Source organism: Vibrio sp. 10N.222.49.A3 (assembly GCF_041475145.1).
In the GTDB taxonomy this organism is placed as follows: Bacteria; Pseudomonadota; Gammaproteobacteria; order Enterobacterales; family Vibrionaceae; genus Vibrio; species Vibrio tasmaniensis_A.
This window is the reverse complement of the sequence record NZ_JBFRVM010000059.1, coordinates 1-16,895: the sequence shown is the minus strand read 5'-3', so window position 1 is coordinate 16,895 and position 16,895 is coordinate 1. Positions and strand designations below refer to the sequence as shown.

General features: G+C 40.8%; 14 protein-coding genes. 4 read left to right on the top strand and 10 right to left on the bottom strand.

Annotation, left to right across the window (positions count from 1 at the left end):
* Together AB4589_RS12045 and AB4589_RS12040 are read right to left on the bottom strand one after the other, a co-directional pair.
* On the bottom strand, positions 1 to 842 hold an 842-nt coding region (locus tag AB4589_RS12045; protein ID WP_372100598.1), incomplete at its 3' end, for an SIR2 family protein.
* Positions 843 to 1,308: 466 nt separating this feature from the next.
* On the bottom strand, positions 1,309 to 4,209 hold the full coding sequence (locus tag AB4589_RS12040; protein ID WP_372100596.1) for a DNA-directed DNA polymerase: 2,901 nt from the start codon (positions 4,207 to 4,209) through the stop codon (positions 1,309 to 1,311).
* Between the two features lie 447 nt (positions 4,210 to 4,656).
* Between AB4589_RS12040 and AB4589_RS12035 the strand changes: the two genes are divergently transcribed.
* Complete coding sequence (locus AB4589_RS12035; protein ID WP_372044027.1) at positions 4,657 to 5,163, top strand: hypothetical protein; 507 nt, start codon at positions 4,657 to 4,659, stop codon at positions 5,161 to 5,163.
* A gap of 43 nt (positions 5,164 to 5,206) precedes the next feature.
* A complete protein-coding gene (locus AB4589_RS12030) occupies positions 5,207 to 5,491 on the top strand; it encodes a hypothetical protein (RefSeq protein ID WP_372044026.1) in 285 nt (94 codons plus the stop codon).
* Between the two features lie 214 nt (positions 5,492 to 5,705).
* Here AB4589_RS12030 and AB4589_RS12025 read toward each other — a convergent pair whose 3' ends face one another.
* From AB4589_RS12025 to AB4589_RS12010, 4 genes are all read right to left on the bottom strand, one after another.
* Positions 5,706 to 7,076 carry a hypothetical protein gene (locus AB4589_RS12025; RefSeq protein WP_372044025.1) on the bottom strand — a complete coding sequence of 457 codons (1,371 nt, stop codon included), beginning with the start codon at positions 7,074 to 7,076 and terminating at the stop codon, positions 5,706 to 5,708.
* 438 nt (positions 7,077 to 7,514) lie between these two features.
* Positions 7,515 to 7,742 (bottom strand): hypothetical protein, encoded by a 228-nt coding sequence (locus AB4589_RS12020; RefSeq protein ID WP_108173356.1) that lies wholly within the window; start codon positions 7,740 to 7,742, stop codon positions 7,515 to 7,517.
* Between the two features lie 109 nt (positions 7,743 to 7,851).
* Positions 7,852 to 8,316: a hypothetical protein gene (locus AB4589_RS12015; protein ID WP_372044023.1), complete on the bottom strand. Its 465-nt coding sequence runs from the start codon at positions 8,314 to 8,316 to the stop codon at positions 7,852 to 7,854.
* A 5-nt stretch (positions 8,317 to 8,321) separates the two neighbouring features.
* Entirely contained in the window at positions 8,322 to 8,975 is a 654-nt protein-coding gene (locus tag AB4589_RS12010) for a TM2 domain-containing protein (protein ID WP_372100592.1), read from the bottom strand.
* Positions 8,976 to 9,216: 241 nt separating this feature from the next.
* Between AB4589_RS12010 and AB4589_RS12005 the strand changes: the two genes are divergently transcribed.
* The gene (locus AB4589_RS12005) at positions 9,217 to 10,098 is read left to right on the top strand and encodes a helix-turn-helix transcriptional regulator (RefSeq protein WP_372044032.1); all 882 of its coding nucleotides are present in this window, start codon (positions 9,217 to 9,219) and stop codon (positions 10,096 to 10,098) included.
* Between the two features lie 1,197 nt (positions 10,099 to 11,295).
* On the opposite strand, the gene AB4589_RS12000 is transcribed toward AB4589_RS12005, so the two are convergent.
* From AB4589_RS12000 to AB4589_RS11985, 4 genes are all read right to left on the bottom strand, one after another.
* Positions 11,296 to 11,718 carry a DUF2787 domain-containing protein gene (locus AB4589_RS12000; RefSeq protein ID WP_372044021.1) on the bottom strand — a complete coding sequence of 141 codons (423 nt, stop codon included), beginning with the start codon at positions 11,716 to 11,718 and terminating at the stop codon, positions 11,296 to 11,298.
* Between the two features lie 62 nt (positions 11,719 to 11,780).
* Positions 11,781 to 12,329, bottom strand: coding sequence for a hypothetical protein (locus tag AB4589_RS11995; RefSeq protein ID WP_372044020.1), 549 nt, complete (start codon positions 12,327 to 12,329; stop codon positions 11,781 to 11,783).
* 33 nt (positions 12,330 to 12,362) lie between these two features.
* Entirely contained in the window at positions 12,363 to 12,752 is a 390-nt protein-coding gene (locus AB4589_RS11990) for a hypothetical protein (RefSeq protein ID WP_372044019.1), read from the bottom strand.
* Positions 12,753 to 12,821: 69 nt separating this feature from the next.
* Positions 12,822 to 14,012 (bottom strand): tyrosine-type recombinase/integrase, encoded by a 1,191-nt coding sequence (locus tag AB4589_RS11985; protein WP_372100589.1) that lies wholly within the window; start codon positions 14,010 to 14,012, stop codon positions 12,822 to 12,824.
* 982 nt (positions 14,013 to 14,994) lie between these two features.
* On the opposite strand from AB4589_RS11985, the gene AB4589_RS11980 reads away from it, so the two are divergent.
* Positions 14,995 to 16,512, top strand: coding sequence for an SIR2 family protein (locus AB4589_RS11980; RefSeq protein ID WP_372044017.1), 1,518 nt, complete (start codon positions 14,995 to 14,997; stop codon positions 16,510 to 16,512).
* Positions 16,513 to 16,895: the final 383 nt, after the last annotated feature.

Below are 16,895 nucleotides of genomic sequence, written 5' to 3'. Positions count from 1 at the left end.
AACTGGAGCAGATCATTAGCTTCAACATTATATAAAATTGGAATAACACCTTTAGCTTTCCACTCTTTAGTTTTCTTATCTCTACTATCTTGATGACAATCACCGAGAGCAAATGCATCAGGAAAACTTTCCCCTTGCATACGATCCGCAGCCAGAGCATCCATCATGTATCTCAGAACAGGGTCATTTATACTATAACCTACGAAACAAATGACGTAGTTTTTAAATAACTCACTCACAAATCGAGACGCCCAGCGTTCATTTAAATACGCCAAACCAAAATCACCACTAGTGAAAACTAACCTGTTAAATTCGGATTGGTCTTCCTTCTCAGGAAGAAGGCCGTGTAAATAAACCATACCATCCCATCGACTCTTTTTTGGGATTGGTAACATTGGTGCAACAAATGAATTAAGCTTTTGTCTCTGCTTCTTAGCAGCTCGCTCAAAAACTCTATCAACATTAGTAGTTACGATACGAAACTTATCATCCTTACCACAAGCCAATTTCAGCAATGATTCGTGAGTTCTCGTAGAGTTCTTTAACCTAAAATTAGGCTTTAGCGATTTCCATAACGCCCTTCTCACTACCGCTCGTTGCCCTGCTACCCGCCTTTCGAGAAGATCCAATGTACTATCATACTGACCACGCTTATACACTTCTAACTCGAGATCAGTTTTAGTTTCGCCAATTTCCTCATAAATTTTATCAACAAGTCCCTCAAACCCCATGAGCCCAGCAGGGTATGAAATCCCTGCTCCACAGAAAAAAACAACATTTCCATCTTCATGAGCTTGAAGTAGAGTATCGGGGATATCCGGACCATCTTTGACAAATTGCATTCTAACCACCAACTGATTAAAGTCTTGTACACTATCTGTTCTTTCAAACAGTTAACTACATTTCATACACATATTAAGCACTAATATCATTGTGAACTTTGTGATATTAAACACAAAAAACACCATACCTAACGATAGTGGAGTTCAAGTTAGAAAACAAATAAATACTTACATTTCATATGGTTAGCAAAGACAATAAATTTGATACTTTGGGAACGTAGTTCTCGTCATTACATACTGCTGATTGCTGATATCTTCGCGGGAGTGAATCCATCGCCAGAATCAAAACCTCTGAGCATCAGCTATCAATCGCCAAAGAAAATCGGGAGAGTAATATCCTCCCAAGTACCCGCATTTATCACTCCTATATTTTTCTTTTTTGTTCAATGGGTTATACGCTCGCAACAAAAAAGCGAAGGGAGGCTCTTCCTTCGCTTTCTACGTCATTTCGCTATGTTATTCCGGTCTAGTTTCCTGTCCGGTAGTTTTCCAGCAACGTTAGAACATCGCCTAACTCATCTTCATGGAAGAACTGTTCAAGTTCCATTTCTGGATAAATGTTGAGTAACCAATCCAGTAATGGAATTAACTTAGGTGCTGCTGCTAACACCTTCGGATACAGGGCTGCGTTACGGGCGTTATTAATTGCATGCTTTTCGACTAAAAAGCCTGCCTCCGTAAACATATCTGCAAGTTGTTGGTGAGTTCGCTTCTTCCCGTTAATTGTCTTACTTATGCCCCACTTATCTTTAGCTAATGCCCGGAGCACCAATTTCAGCATGACACCCAATGAGCCGTCTTCTAAGTAATTCAGTCGAGTTCCTTTCAGAAGAGCTTTACTTTTACTGTAATCGCCCCAGTCTCCCCAATCTTCCATCGTCTTAAGACAATTCGCATTAGTATTCTCTTGGTCTTTCGCATTTTTATCGGCAGTGCCTAATCGCCAACCGTCAAACAAAGCTCTCGTTTTCTGCCCTTCGCTTTCATTCTTCCATGGGACAGTATCGAAGAAGATATGCTCAACCATCTCACCTGATTCAGGGTGGCGTATTTGGGTCATACGAGGGTTAACTGGCTTACGTTTGAAATCGAATTCTAAATTCAGTTTCTTTTCTCTTTGTATCTGGATTAAATCCATTTCTTTCAGATACATATCACGAGCTGATACAAGCGAGTTATTTGGTATCTTTTGACCCGCGTAACGATCCAAGAACAGCTTCACCATGAACTTATTCTCATCCGTCTCATTATCAGCGGGTTTAACCCCAGCCTTTGCGACAACAGGCTCTGTATCTCCACGTTCACTGGTAATTTGTCCTCGCGTCTTCATAGCAATGATTTGACGTGCATGATGCTTGTGTTTAATCATGCCACCATCGCCGAACTTCTCACATATCTCGTTAAAGCGCTTTGTTATTGGTCCTGTTAGATCTAATTGCTCTTCTGTACTGTCTGTTAGGTATCCATCTGTAGTCGCGCTGATTATGGCAACATCATCTGGTGTGTTAGCCATCATTTCTGACAGTACAGCCCGAACGAAGCCTGTAGCGTGAGCAGCAAAATATGGATTAGTTACAGGAGAGTGCGGTATTTCTTTACTTCTCCCATTGGAAGAATTGAATCCGCTCTTGCCTTTTAAGCCCTGCCCGATTTTTCCATACAACGTATTGCCAATTTCCTTCCAAAGCTTCTCTCTGAACTTGTCATTGTCTGCGCTGTATTTCTGTCTTTGATCTCTGATTAGTGCCGTAAACTCTGTGAAAACTGATTCCGATTTTTCTACCCACGGTACTATCACGCCAAACTGTATATCCAGCTCACAACCCATGTTATGTGCAACTTCGATCTCCGGTGCTGTGCAGTAAGAAATCCCTTCAAGTGGATAATACAGGCCATATAAGTCGGTTCTTACTGGTAATGATGGAAAGCGAGTGCTTTCTGGAAATTTGAACTTCACATACGCAAATCCCATCTTATGATTGAGATAATCTTCAACGTTAGTTGATAAACGACTCTGGCTAAAATCAACAGATTTAATATCCACTAAGGCCGTTGTGTAAGCTCCGGCCAAATCAAAGTCGTTATAATCAGCTATTGGTGGCGCACCGAACATGTAGCATTCATTTCTCCCTCCATGGAAGCAATCAATCGCCAGTTGTTCAAACAGCTTTCTTCCCGGGCTAATTTGGGTCTCAGTGGTATTGATAACTTTCTTTCTGCCTTGGTGCCAGTATTGTTTCTCTCGGGTTTCCATACCCAAGACTTTATCGAGTTTCTCTTTATCTCCAGTTAATCCTTTAAATAATGAAACAGAGAAATTACCAAGGGTTGAGGGCAATCGCTTGAACTGTAATTTTTCCTTTTGCTCTTCATCTTTTATCCTACCTTTAAGCGATTCCGTTATATCTTTCAATGCGAAGTCTTGCATCTCAAGGCCATATTTCACGGTTACTTCGGCATCTCTAAGCGCATAGCGACAAAAAAGCGCCTCATCTGCCACGAGTAAATCGTCCATTCTGTCCTTGCGATATGGTGCAGGAATGGTCTCTTTCTTAATTCCTATTAGTTCTCCTACATCATCTAATCCAGATTGACCCGGGCTTAACAACATCGTATCGACAAATCGAACTCGGCTTTCTCTCTCTTTCTTGTTCTTATCAGTGAATTCTATAGGAGCCATGCGTTGTCTTGTTCTACCGACAGCTTCAACGTCAATACCGTATGCACCACGAGTGGAAGCAACTGTATTTCGTATCACTTCCAACTTACCACCGCCAACTTCCCAGAAAGCTTTAAAAGACGCGATATCAGCACGTAAAAAGTGGGCATAGATGTAGATGTCTTTCGGCCATGTCGTGATAAGTCCCCTAGCTAATGCTGTCTGTAATATACCAACTAGGTACTCATCGAATGATTTGCGTGGGTTCTTTACCTTATTGATCGCTTTAAGTTCTTGTTCTCGATTTTTATTCTCAGCGCGACATTTCTTGATAACCTGTGCCACTGGCGTCAACTCAACATCATAAATAGACTTATCGCCGACAATTAAGTAGTACTGATAGGAAAGTATATCGTTGCGATTTTCTTCTTCATTGTAAACATACTCAGTATCGATACCAATGTGAACGCAATCACCATCTCCCCTTATAGCCTTCCACGGTGGCATTTCTTCATTCTCGAAGAAGATATCAAGTTCTTGATCGGTCTCCAGCTCAGAGTATTGGTCTTGAGCCTCATGTTCTAAAAATTGATTGAGTTCAACATCCGATTCAATGTAAGTGAAGTCGTTTGAATTTCTTAATAGGTGTCTATCAATATCAGTATCAACTGAGCAGGTGTTTGTGACGTGAGGATTATTCTTGGGCATTTATTACTTCTCTTTAATTGCCGTTTTTATGGAAAAGAACCGTAATCTACGCTCCGGTCTTCATCGCTTCAAATAAATACTCTCAATACATGATACGTGCACTATCTTGATAGAACTGGAAAGAGGGGCTCTTTCTAATAAGTTAGTGAATTTTTTCAAAATCTTTCAATTCGCTTATTTGAATATATATTCACTCATAAACTCTTGAAATCGTAGTTCAGCTCAAGCCGCATAACTTACTCGAAGATCTTACAAGTCTTATTCCTCCCCTAAAACATCCTTATTTAGTTGTGTGCTAGCCTCTGCTCCCAATGGTTATTTGCATAACCACCACCCCGTATTCATACCAAACAATTATTGCTTATTTTCATCAACTTACAGCACTAGATAATTGTAAAGATGTATCACATAATCTTAATATCAAACGCGATAAGGAAGTAACCAAACATGTCTAAAGAAGCAACCGTTGCTAAAAAAGCAGCTAAAAAGGCTAGTGAAAAAGTCGTAGATTTGTTCGATAAGAAAAATCAACGCTCACCTAGCGCAGTCGCTATTATTAATGTTTATGAAGATAAATATGCATCTGTTCGAGCTGCTAATCATAAACAACTAGCTCACTTAAACATGAGTAAAGATGATTCCGGCAAGGAGAAGTTGGAAACACTTTTTTCTACGCTTGATAAGTTATGTATCAGGGATGCAAATTATTGGGTAACTCTACCTACTGGTAGTCGAGTAAGAAAAAATACAATCCTAGGTTTCGAATGTGTAAACAGTAAACATTCCGGTGTCATTCTAAGGGGTCATAATGACCAAATCGTGACCTTCATTCCCTGTTCTACCGAGGAAGGTCAAACTCGTGTTATCAACGAAATTAAACAGGCGATAGAGGAAACAGCTCCTTCTCGTCGTTACCACCCTACGTGGGATTTTTATCAAGACCTTGCAGCGTAACATCATCCTTTATCTTTAATCACTTATGAACGGAGAGTATCCAATGAAAACCAAAATAATGAACCAATCTGAACGCGACGCGTTACTTATCAGTACTTTTAACAAGGATGCCAAGCGAGGTAATCAAAACTGGAAAGTTAGAGTAAATGAATTACGTCAAACCGCTGCCAGAATTGAAGCCAAACATAGTAAGATTTTGAAACTAGAAAAAATTTGTGATGATGTCCAAGTTAGCCTTGAAGCAGTGAAAACTAGAAATTCCTTCGGTTATGCTGAAGTTACTGAGCTTCTTCGAGAAGTTATCAAGTTCGTACGTAGTAACAGCTAGTTGATTTGAAATGGTCTATTGCGGATATCGTGGATTAGTCTGGGCTCAATCTGTCAGTTTCCAAGCCACGACAGATTGTTCTACCTCCCTTATATGTCTCAATATGAGTTGTCGCTGTTAAAAACGAACTTCAAGGGGCATCATCAGTATATGTGTTGATGCTCCTTGAAGAACGCACTTTGGATGAGATTGGTAAAAGCGTCGGTCTTCACAATTAGCTACCGATGCTTTCTTTAGCCTCAGAAAATATCTGTTTGCTTTCTAGATATTCATCTATGTCATCAGAGCCATAGTCGTGGACGCCACCCCCAACCTCGGTGACCTCATAATCTGCCAATCCAAAGCGCCCAATGATTGGCTTACATAATACTGTGACGTTAACATCAAGATCTTGGCCTCGAACATCACTCTCTTTACGATGGTTGCCACTAGCAGATCCAGTGAGTCTAACCTCTAAGCCGTTATTAGGCTCCCACTCGTAATCACTCATTTCGAGGTAGATTTCATCAAAAATGGTGTCGATTTCTGCCCTTGCTCCCGAAAGCTCGTCAGACGAAAGAATATCGTAACTATCTTCATTGACCCGCTCACTAACCGTTTGAGCGATATCTTCGTCAGACGAGAGGCTCAGTTGATTATTAAATAGCTCCATAACACCTACGACGTGATCAAATAGGTAGCTAGATAAATCCCCTTCAGTCTGATTTTCATTTTCAGCGATAGCATCTAGTGCTTTGGCTAAAAACTTGGAATCATGAAATAAGTACTTAACCTCCTGCAACCCGTTTTGGCTAAAACTGCTGTCATTCATCATCTCTATGGCGTCATCATATCCAAATAGTGCTGCGATCGAAGCAGAAAGGCCATCAAGACTTATGAAGAGATCATCCTCCTTGAGACTTTGATTTAGCATATCCATCATTTGATAAACAGCTGGAAAGCGACTAGATGCCAGAGTTGCCTTATGAAGGGCTGTTTGAGAGTTAAATCGAAGCTTTTCATATTCTTCTTTACGTAGATTACTTTCGAGTTCTATTCGATCTTTTTCCGCCTGAGTTGATTTAGCTTCAGCATCTAAACGAGCTACTTTAGTTTTTTGATCAATATACTCTTTAATTTTGTGGCGGCGTTCAGCCTTTTCACGTCTCTGTTGAATTTCTATTTCAACCTCTTGCTCAAGAAATTTCTTTTCTGGATTCGCCCTAAGATTCGCTTTGTTTAGTTCTCTTTGCTCGTCGGATCGTTGGATATCTAGTTGTACTGCTTGTGAATGCTGAGACAAAGTGGCTTTATTCTGTTTCTTCTTTACCCATAGTGAAACCCAAGGAAGCAAGAATAAATAACATAAGGTGATTAGAAGGGGGATACCTATGAGATCGACATCAGAAAATACCTTTGAAAATGTCATGCTTTCCGACATTGATTTGATTCTTTCATCAACGTTTTGGCTTCCCCAAAATAGTTTAGCCAACTTGTCCCAGTTGCAAAAACACCATGCAACAATGAATGCGCCAATGACGGGATCTTTGATGCGTGTTTTAGCGTTTCCTTTAATTGACGCCCAAATATCATCCAACACTTGCATAAAAATTCATCCTTTATTGCCTAAAAATACTCTCTGATAACTATGAGAGTGTTAGCTATTGTCTGTATTCATCTAATCGTAATTGGTAAAGCGCAAGCCATCAATAGCACTGGTTGGAGAGTACAGCAATGAAGATACTACATCTAATAGAAGGTGAACTCCTTGATACTTAACAATTTGTTGATGTGTAAACTTTTATCAACTTTAGTTCCAGTATATTGACGAAGGTGGTCAAAATTTAATTCCTCAATTACCGCAGTGAGCGAAATACACTCTAAATTACAATATGTTAGGGAGTATAATCAATTCTATATCTTGGAGAACGTAGTTCTCGCCATTATCTTACCTTTATCAGTCTTGATGTTCAGTATGAACCGGTTATGTCACCCTCATAAATAAAAAAGAGCGAGAGCAGCATCACAGCTCTCACTCATCTCCTTAATCTTCAGGACCCACAATCCCCCCAACCACGCCACCAACAAGGGCAGATATAGCAATCGCTTGAGGCGTTGGGTTTAGACGACTTGATATAGATACACCAATACTCGCACCTTTAAGAGCACCGCTAGCGCTTGGCTTTATAGTGACCTTAGTTGGATACTCGCGCTCAATTTCAATCGCTTTCATCGGTAGCGATGATTGCCCCAGTGTTAATAAATTCATCATTGTATTACCTCTATTTCTCTGCAATTTTCATTGCTATAGACAAAGAAAAGACCATGCTCGACTAAGAACATGGTCTTTTCGCTTAAACAGCAGCGTTAGATCGCTACCATCAATTCATGAAATGGAAGATGCCGTTCATTTCCATCAAATTAGGCTTCACTTTTTTAAGGCACATCCATTCGTTATCACGTTGATTTTCCCACTCAGCTAAAGAGTCGATACCTTCGTCTTTCGTCCAGCCTTCGAAGAACTCGACGGTTTCATTAATAGAGGCAACGATGCTTTGATGATACTGCTTTTGCTGCGATGGTTGTGATTGGGAAGCGATTTCTAATATCGTGCTGATCTCATCTAGCGAATGCCCCCTATCAAGATACTCATTCAGTAAGCCACCTGAAATGTAGTAACTCGCAAGGTCGGTATCGGCTTCACCACCGTTCTTAGCAATGCCCAATTCAATCACGCTACATGTGATATACGGGAATGTATCTTGTTGTAAGTTCGCAGCTTGAGAAGTAAATGAAGCTACCAACAGTGAGGTCGCTACCATGGCTTTTAATAGTGTTTGTTTCATTGATATCACCAGATAAAGGTAAAAGGTTTAGGTTCAGATTGGTTGTATTTTTCATCAAAAGAGTCAGCGGATAACGTCAAGACACGAATGAACTCGACTAAAGCGACCAAGGCAGACAGTCCCGGAATTAAGAAACAGCTACCTAGATAGACAAGACCCCACCCCCAACATCCGGCATAGAACTTGTGCAAGCCAAGCCCCCCACCGAAAAAGGAAATCAAAGCCATTGCCAATTTAGTTTTGTTTCGACTTGCGTTAACAGGTTTATCGTTAAATGCAGGTGGATTGGTTGAAGGTGTGGATGTAGCAGTAGACGTGATATCGGTGTCATTCTGCTCTTGGAGTAATGCTTGAATGATTTCTTGCGCTTTCTTTTCCGGAGCTCCCGTAGTAGCAAAGCTATCTTTAAAGCCCGCTTTCACCGTGATAGAAATCGCGCCATCTTCTAGCGTTCGGAAAATAAGACTGCCTCGAAGACCAAACGGGTTAATTCCGTATTTCCAAGACGCTTCCAATAAACCGGATTGAGGGTTAGCTTTCTTGACCTTACCGCCAATCGAAATCAACGTGTTTTTACAAAATTCAAATACATTCTGGTAGTCATGCGTGGTTGATAACACGGCATGGTCTACACGTTCGAATTGGACTGCCTCTGACATTTAGAGTCTCCTTGAGTTGTTTTTAATTAGATAATTTTTGTGACCGTACGATTATTGCGGATACACCCGACAGGTGGTGTCGCATGAAGTTGGAAGTGTTGACGATAGTTATGGATGCCTTACAACGCATAACCTAGGCGGACTGATGAAAGCTATAGCAATATCAGTAACCTTATGAATTTTGGTTAGAAATAATCATGCTCGACACGACCTGACGAGCGACCTATTTACAATGCGTAGGATGAAAGAGCATGACACCCTAGCGAAAAGACTTGGCATCATCCTGACCCGTTTAAATACTGGCGAGAAACTTTATCTGGAAGAGTTGAGCCGGGAATTTAGGGTGAGTGAAAGAACGCTTCAACGGGACTTCAACGAACGGTTAAATTACTTACCCATCCAGCGCGACGGTGCCTGTTACTTTCTAGACCCACAAGTGCTAGGTAGGCAGACCAATAATGGAGTGTCATTGCTGCTGATAAAGATGGGCTTTGATACGTTGTTTTCCGGTAAGCACTACCTAAGTAATGGCGTACTGAACAACAAGAGCACTCCACCCTTTCTATTCAAGAATCCGCAAATCGAAGACATTAGTAAAAATGCTTCCGTGTTCGAGAAACTTATCGAGTCGATACAACGCAAAAGTACCATTGGCTTTACTTGTAATGGGAAAAGTTACGATGAGTTTCATCCCTATCGGTTGGTGAATGACCGTGGACACTGGTACTTAGCCGGAACACACAGAAACCGCCTAGAATCACTCAGAGTGGCTAAGATTCGTGAGTTAGTGCGATACGAAGATAAATACTCTCCTGACCTAAATGTTGAACACAAGCTCACTGGTCGAGGATATGAGGATGAGTTGCCCCATCCCGTTGAGGTGGTTATACAAATTAGCGGAAGAGTCAGCGAAACCTTCTTCAAGGAAAATAATCCCAATGACTTTCGAGAGTTAAAAGAACTGGGGTACGGTGATGTATTGGTAAGCTATACGACTAGCAACATTCAAACATTACTGCGACTACTTAAAGCGTGGCTTCCTGATGTCGAAGTGCTGTCACCTGATTGGGTTAGATACAAGTTGAAGCAAGAGTTACAAACCTATCTGGACTCAACCAAATAGAAACCACGCGGATAGATAGAAGGTGATGTGTTGCTAATTTCTGGTTGAGTCACTCTTAGTATCAGCGTCTGACATACTGAAGTCACCCGACAATCACCAACCAAGCCCGTAGCTTAAACTGACCACTATGCACCCAAATTAAATCTGTCGATGCGTAACAAGCGCAGTGATTGATTTGATGAAATGACCAACCGATACAGGGTAAGGAAAAGTGTTAAATGCCCTATTTTTACTCCGCGAAAACTAACACTTTAATAGATTAGAACAGTGCTTTTCGCTGAGTTAATTATATTAATATTATTAACTTAATTATAAGGACTTTCAGCTCAAGTTAGGCAAGGAAGCCATACCAGCTCTAGATTTAATCTACAAAAACGCTCCCATTGCTTCAACATAGTAATGGGAGTTATTAATATCAAAACACCAGCAAGAAGACACAACCTCCGTTAAAATTAGAGTTCCTTTCCTTGGTGTTTCCACCGTCCATAGTCCCCCCAGGCTCAATCCTTGATTTCAATTTGCCTCAATGTAAAGAAAATACGAATTTATTTACCTAATATAGGGAAACCTAAAATGGCTCATTTCGACACCCTTTACCAAATATGGAAACTCGCAAAATGATGCTGTTTTTCCCGAAACTGGCCTAAACAAATCAATAACTGCGCTTTAGCAGGGGGCGATTAAAGAATATATTTCTATAAATTTGGTGAGATTCTGATGAAAGTGCCCTTTGCGACAGACCATACCGTTTATATCTGTTCACTCACTCCCACTGCGCACTGCCATCCTCATTACCTTCGTGTAATGGGGCGATTCATATAAAGGCAAATCGTCGACTGATATCGCTCATTCAGTTTCGCCAGATTACTGCCGTTTCGCCATTAAGATTGGCACCTCCATCTACATGAAAGTTTCTATGTCGAATACGGTTTACTCCATTAAAAACGCAACTACGGTTTCTTTTTCAGTTTTTTTGATAAAGCGGCTTAAAACTCCCTATAAGGATTGGGTTAATAACAGCGTTTCTTACCGCTTTTACTGCAAGGATTTTATAATCCCTTGCGCTTTCTGTTCGTAATGAAACTCGAATCACCATCATACCAAGTGTTCCGTAACATGATGGCGTCTTTCATGTCGCAACCCGATGCTCGGAAGAAAAACTCCTGTCTATTTCTGGTCTCGCTCTGGTGTTTACCCTTAATCGAGGGTTAACTGAATGTCATCAAATACCTCCATCTTCACGTAATTGATGACATTGCCCTGATAAGTCACGAAGAGTGATTGTGCTTCTGGATGTGTTAACGGAATTTCACCGACGAAAGACATTAATAGAACCCCGTGGGTTACATCAAAGTCCAGCTCTTTCTCAAGTTCAAGGTAAGGTCCAACATAAGCAAAATCTGTCAGGTAAGCAAAGTGCCATTTACCACCTTTTTTCTCTAGCCGTATCTCAACAGGGTGATACCCTCCATTGTCCGGGCTGTAGTCAGAGCTTCGATAATTAAAAGTAATAGCTTTAACATTTTCAAAGGCTGAATGCTTATCCAACTCTTGCTGTAAGAGCTGTTTAAATTCATCAGACACGGGGAGTCCTAGCTTATCGCCATAGGTTAATTTCATAATGGGTTCTCTTTGCGTTTGTGTGGGATACGCTCTTGTAGAAAGCGCTGTATGGAGTGGGGCTATGACTTGGTTTTGCTTGTTGATTCTGGATTAACTAGTGTCAGAAGTTTATCTCGACGTTCTTTAAAATCTGGTGCCAGAACATGAAGAAATGCGCTATTTGGTGACGGTAATATCAACCCAATCGTCTCACTTCTCATTGCTGCCGCCATAAAGCTTTTGTTGTTGGCGCTTAAGCCTCGAAAGACACTACCAAAAACAGCGCTTTTAAACGGCTTATCATCCAGCTTTTCCAGCACATCAAGAATCGACTGTATTGGTATGTGCTCTTTGCTGTGCAGTCCCCCGCCATCATTGCCCGTTAATCTTATGTGCAATTGGTTATCCGAGTTTTGGGTAACAAGATCGAAATAAACAAAGCTATCGCTCTTTGGACTTAGCTTCTTCCCTTTACCTGACAGAAGTACATCACCAAACTCATTTTCTATCGCGTTCAGGTTATCTTGGGCGTTTACTTCTCGACCGTTCTCCGGTTCTTGTCCGGTCTTTTCTTCATTAGCTGTTATGGGTGTTAAGTTAGTTTTGTCGCTGGCTGTTTTTCTACTCATAATTGAGTTTCCTATTTTGATCGGATGGTTTAGTTAAATGCATTCTGCCTGTGGTAATAGTGTTTTCACCGGATGGCTTTCATTATTGGTTGGAGCGGTGAGATAAACCCCGCCGCCTTCTGACGTCACAATAGCAACTGCTAGAATGTAATTGCATTCTTCACTATTAATCAGGAGCACGAATTCAGGGTAATTAGTGCAGAATCGAGTTAAATGCTGAACGCTGTCTGATTGAGCTTTAATTGTGTCACCTGTGTCTGTTTCTTCTATCAATATGAGGCTTGTTCCTACCTCATCCCAAAAACTAGATGTCGCTGCTTCGCTATTATCGAATGGTTCGATCATGTGTTGTTTTAGCTTCACTCGGATATCACTCGGTATTGGTAAGTCATCCAGTTCATCGAACTTAGAAATAATCTTCATTGTCATTGCTCCATATATACAAAAGCCCGAACTCACTGAATGAGTTCGGGCATAATTAGTTTCATTAATTTAAGCGTCGTTGATTATTTTGGTCAACAACTGAGTAGAGTTACGTTGCGCTGATTCACTAGCTTTGGCATACCTCATGGTTGAGCTAATGCTGCGGTGCCCTAATATTTGCTTGAGCACCCCTACATCGACTCCCGCCGAGATCAACCCCCCAGCGAAAGAGTGCCTAGCTGTATGGAAAACGATTTGATCTGCATCCTTGAGATTTAATCGTTTCTTCATCTTGGCGAACATCCAACGTGGTTGACCGATATAAGTCTTAGGCTTCGTTCCAGGGAAAACGTAAGGGTTTCCCCTAACCTCCATGCTTTGCAATACCTTGAACTCCTCAACAGCTTCCAATGTTAAATAAATTTGGTGCTCAAACCCGTTCTTGGACAGTTCACGGGGGATACGCATCACCTTGTTCTCTAGATCTAAATTTTCCCACCGAGCCGCTCTGAGTGACTTCTCTCTGCACCCCAACATAAAGAGAAGGATAATAAAGCGGCTACGTTTAGGACAGTACTCCGGTTTTCTAAGTTCTGAAAAAATCCGCTTCATTTCCTGCGGAGAACACCATCGCTGTCTAGCCCCAGTTTCCGGAAACAATTTAATTCGATGTGCCACGCTAGGAATACCGAATTCTAGTTCTACCATCTTTCCCATTGATTTCAGAACACACAAGATACGATTAATCGTACTCTTACTCATCACCCTGCCCTGACGGTTTATTTTATCGACTAAGTTCGCCACCAACGTTTGCAGGTGAGACACCTTTAGTTCGTCATAGCAAATATTAGATATCTCATTACAGTGCTGAAACCGAGCAAGATCATGTCGCCATGTCTTCTTTCTGGTTTTTGCTACTTTGATGTAATGCTCGTGAAAGTATTCTGATACCGTTGGTATGTTCTTTGTCTCAGTGGGTTTACGCGGGTCAATCCCTTCCGCAACCATCAATTTAATCCGTTGCGCCCGTTTTCTGGCAGTTAATAAATCTACGTCAGGGAATGTACCCAAAGCCATAGAACCTTTTTTTCCATTCAACGTGAAACGAACTAAGAACTTCTTCTTCCCATTTTTACCAACCAACACTTTAAACCCCGTCACATCAGCACAACTGTATTCCGCTTCTGTAGAACGAGAATCAGGATCATTAGGCGGTAAGCTCGTCAGCTTCGCCGTTGTAAACTTGAATCGTTTTTCCATAGAAATACCTTTCAATATTCGATATCTCTTAACTAATATATGCTTCAAGGTTGGGTTGTTACGGTGTGAATTCGAGGTGTTAATATGGTAGTAACGGTTGGCTTGATCTGACTCAGCCTCTGAATGGCTATGACTAGATTACCATCAGTTTAATAATTAATGACATGGGCACGTAGGCACTACTACCCTAATATTTATACCTAATAATATTATCTTAATAGCTCGGCTGAGAGGGGATGTTGTATTATATAAATGTTAGTTTCCTCGGAGGGTTTCATAAACAGTAAACCTTCATTCTTGCTTTGGCTCTGCAACGACGTAGTGTTTGTAATGCCTTGTTGAACGGTTAGTTACATTTGACGCTGACGGCCACTTCTTATAACTATGAGCGAACCTTCCACCAGCGCTGCACCAAGTAAAATGTGAGAATTACAAGTACGTATGAGTGTGCTATCGCGATGGAAAGTTCGAACCACGACAGTTTTGCTGACATGGTAAAAGCGCATAATATCAACCAATTATGACGAATGATAAATTAGATACTATGGATACATTAGTATCCGCCACTTTTCTCGGCATCATGGAAAGTAACACGGTGTGGTTCACCAATAGAGAGCAGCTTATGCTAGCAACCTCAAATGAGATTTATAGCTCGCACTTCGTTTAACTGCTCCCAAACGCAAATCTATCAACTTCAATTGCCGAGATTGATTCACCCGTTCATTGACGACTTATCTTTTGGAGTACCGACTCTCTGCAACTCAAGTAAAAGATCAGTATCCTGTAGATTCGAGTTTTCCTTACAAAAAGTTGCTCAACTTAAGTAATTAGTCTGTATTGCAAAGGGTCATGGATTACTTAGCAATCTGAAATCCCTTCTTTGTCACTAACCTATTGATTACTGATTGAACTGTTAAATGAAAGATAGCATCATAGTTGCATAAAAAAGGCTTTTAGTTTCGTTATGTTTTAAAGGATTATTATGAGTTGTATTGAACAGTTGTCCGAAGATGCAAAGCAGAGCTTGTTTGCATCAGTATTTACTGAAAACTATTTTTTTTGGGTAGGCTCCGGCTTTTCTTATAATTTTGGTTATGGAAGTTGGGGCGATGTACTTGTTGAGATAAGTAAGAAGGTTGAATATCCACTCGTCTTGGATTTGAGCAATCCTCTCAAGGCTGCCGAGTTACTTTTTTCATTTGCTAAAACTCACCATAACTATTCTGAATACGAGTTTAACTCTCTTGTATCAGAATCTCTAATGCACCTAAAAAAAGACACAGACACCCCAAATTGGGTTCGACGATTCAGAGCGTTGGCTCCCAATATGATTGTTACTACTAACTGGGATAATTTGCTTGAAAGTATCTTTGACGGATTAGCTAATGTCGTTGTTAGAAAGGACTCATGCCCAAAAGTAGCCAATAATGGGAAAAATATATTCAAAATTCATGGTGACCTAGGTAGGCCAGATTCAATTGTCGTTACTCAGAGTCAATATTTCTCGTTTCAGCGGGAAGATACTTACCTGAATAGAAAAATCTACACGTTATTCTCAGAAGCCTCTCCGATTTTTATTGGATATAGCTTAACGGACCCGAATATAGGCTTTCTTTATGACGAAGTTTATGCTGATTTAGGTGAAGAGAAGCCACCAGCGTTTATGATCGTCCACCCAAGTGTAAGTGATAATGTTTTGGAAGAATCTCGCTTGTTATTCCAAGATAAAAACATTTTCATAATAAAAGCAGAAATTGGGGAGTTCCTCGAAGATCTTGCGAAAGAATTTACGGAGTATAAAAAATCGAACAAACGATTTTTGGTTCAATACAAGAATATTGAGGATCGTTTAAGAGAACTTTCGGCCAAAATAGTTGAAAACAAATCACTTAAAGATGATGAGGTTCTCGCAAGTTTCAACAATAAAGAATCACGTGATCAAGCAATTTCTGCATTGGTAGAAATGTTGTCTTACCCTGTTCTCTATAAAGAATTCGGGGGCGAATTATTACAGCCTGAGAATAGAATGTCATATAGAGAAATCGACCAATTCATTCAAACAATCGTCACGATGTCTAATAAAAGTCGCTACCCTTCCGACGAGGTTCGCGATCAGTTCCATATATCAGTACTGAAGGCGTGCTCAAAAACAGATGGTGTGTGGGACTTTTATACAGCTGGTAAGCCTTTTATGAATGTTCTGAGAATATCACCATCCACGACTTCTCCAGTTTTTAAACCAAGGATGCTGCATATTATCGATGTTCTTCGTTGGTCTGCACCATCAGAACGGGGGAAGTGCTGGTCAACGTGGCGTACGTTTTGTGACTATTTTGAGTGGATATCCAGTGATGATATTGACGCGATGCTTGACCATCTAGAAGCTAATGAAAAGCTCAATATGAGGACTTCCGATATTCGGTGGGTAGAGAAGTTAAAAACAAGTACTCAATGTACCGAAAATAACAAGCTTAGAATCAATGAACTCATTAAAGCGTAACACGCCTTTTAGGTATCAAAACGCTTTTTCTGATCTGGCAGAAGTAGTTTAGGGCAATTTCCTAAATTGTTTGTGCCCAATAACATGTCAGTTAACACTTTCCGGCTAAAAGTGGCCACCAACTCTATTAGTTTTTTATGTAGGATTCGTGTCCGCTTTGCTACCCGACCAGAGACTTACCGGAGCCTTGCCCCTCGGTATGTTCGCACCAAATTTCCGCACAGATTATCAGCACAGGTATTTCCTCGCACGCCCCTCCCCTAGTAACTCCGCACAACATACCGGAGATAGACAGGACAAAAACTTTTTTTAGCCAAACCACTTTCCTGAAGACGTAAAAAAGCCCGACCATTTCTGATCGGGCTTTCTGAATAGTGGAGGCG

Bases quoted from the DNA above. Each gene is read 5' to 3' on its own strand.
- AB4589_RS11995 (WP_372044020.1), bottom strand. From the start codon at position 12,329: ATGAGTAGAAAAACAGCCAGCGACAAAACTAACTTAACACCCATAACA.
- AB4589_RS12000 (WP_372044021.1), bottom strand. From the start codon at position 11,718: ATGAAATTAACCTATGGCGATAAGCTAGGACTCCCCGTGTCTGATGAA.
- AB4589_RS12010 (WP_372100592.1), bottom strand. From the start codon at position 8,975: ATGTCAGAGGCAGTCCAATTCGAACGTGTAGACCATGCCGTGTTATCA.
- AB4589_RS11990 (WP_372044019.1), bottom strand. From the start codon at position 12,752: ATGAAGATTATTTCTAAGTTCGATGAACTGGATGACTTACCAATACCG.
- AB4589_RS12025 (WP_372044025.1), bottom strand. From the start codon at position 7,076: ATGCAAGTGTTGGATGATATTTGGGCGTCAATTAAAGGAAACGCTAAA.
- AB4589_RS11985 (WP_372100589.1), bottom strand. From the start codon at position 14,012: ATGGAAAAACGATTCAAGTTTACAACGGCGAAGCTGACGAGCTTACCG.
- AB4589_RS12040 (WP_372100596.1), bottom strand. From the start codon at position 4,209: ATGCCCAAGAATAATCCTCACGTCACAAACACCTGCTCAGTTGATACT.
- AB4589_RS12005 (WP_372044032.1), top strand. From the start codon at position 9,217: ATGAAAGAGCATGACACCCTAGCGAAAAGACTTGGCATCATCCTGACC.
- AB4589_RS12015 (WP_372044023.1), bottom strand. From the start codon at position 8,316: ATGAAACAAACACTATTAAAAGCCATGGTAGCGACCTCACTGTTGGTA.
- AB4589_RS11980 (WP_372044017.1), top strand. From the start codon at position 14,995: ATGAGTTGTATTGAACAGTTGTCCGAAGATGCAAAGCAGAGCTTGTTT.
- AB4589_RS12020 (WP_108173356.1), bottom strand. From the start codon at position 7,742: ATGATGAATTTATTAACACTGGGGCAATCATCGCTACCGATGAAAGCG.
- AB4589_RS12035 (WP_372044027.1), top strand. From the start codon at position 4,657: ATGTCTAAAGAAGCAACCGTTGCTAAAAAAGCAGCTAAAAAGGCTAGT.
- AB4589_RS12030 (WP_372044026.1), top strand. From the start codon at position 5,207: ATGAAAACCAAAATAATGAACCAATCTGAACGCGACGCGTTACTTATC.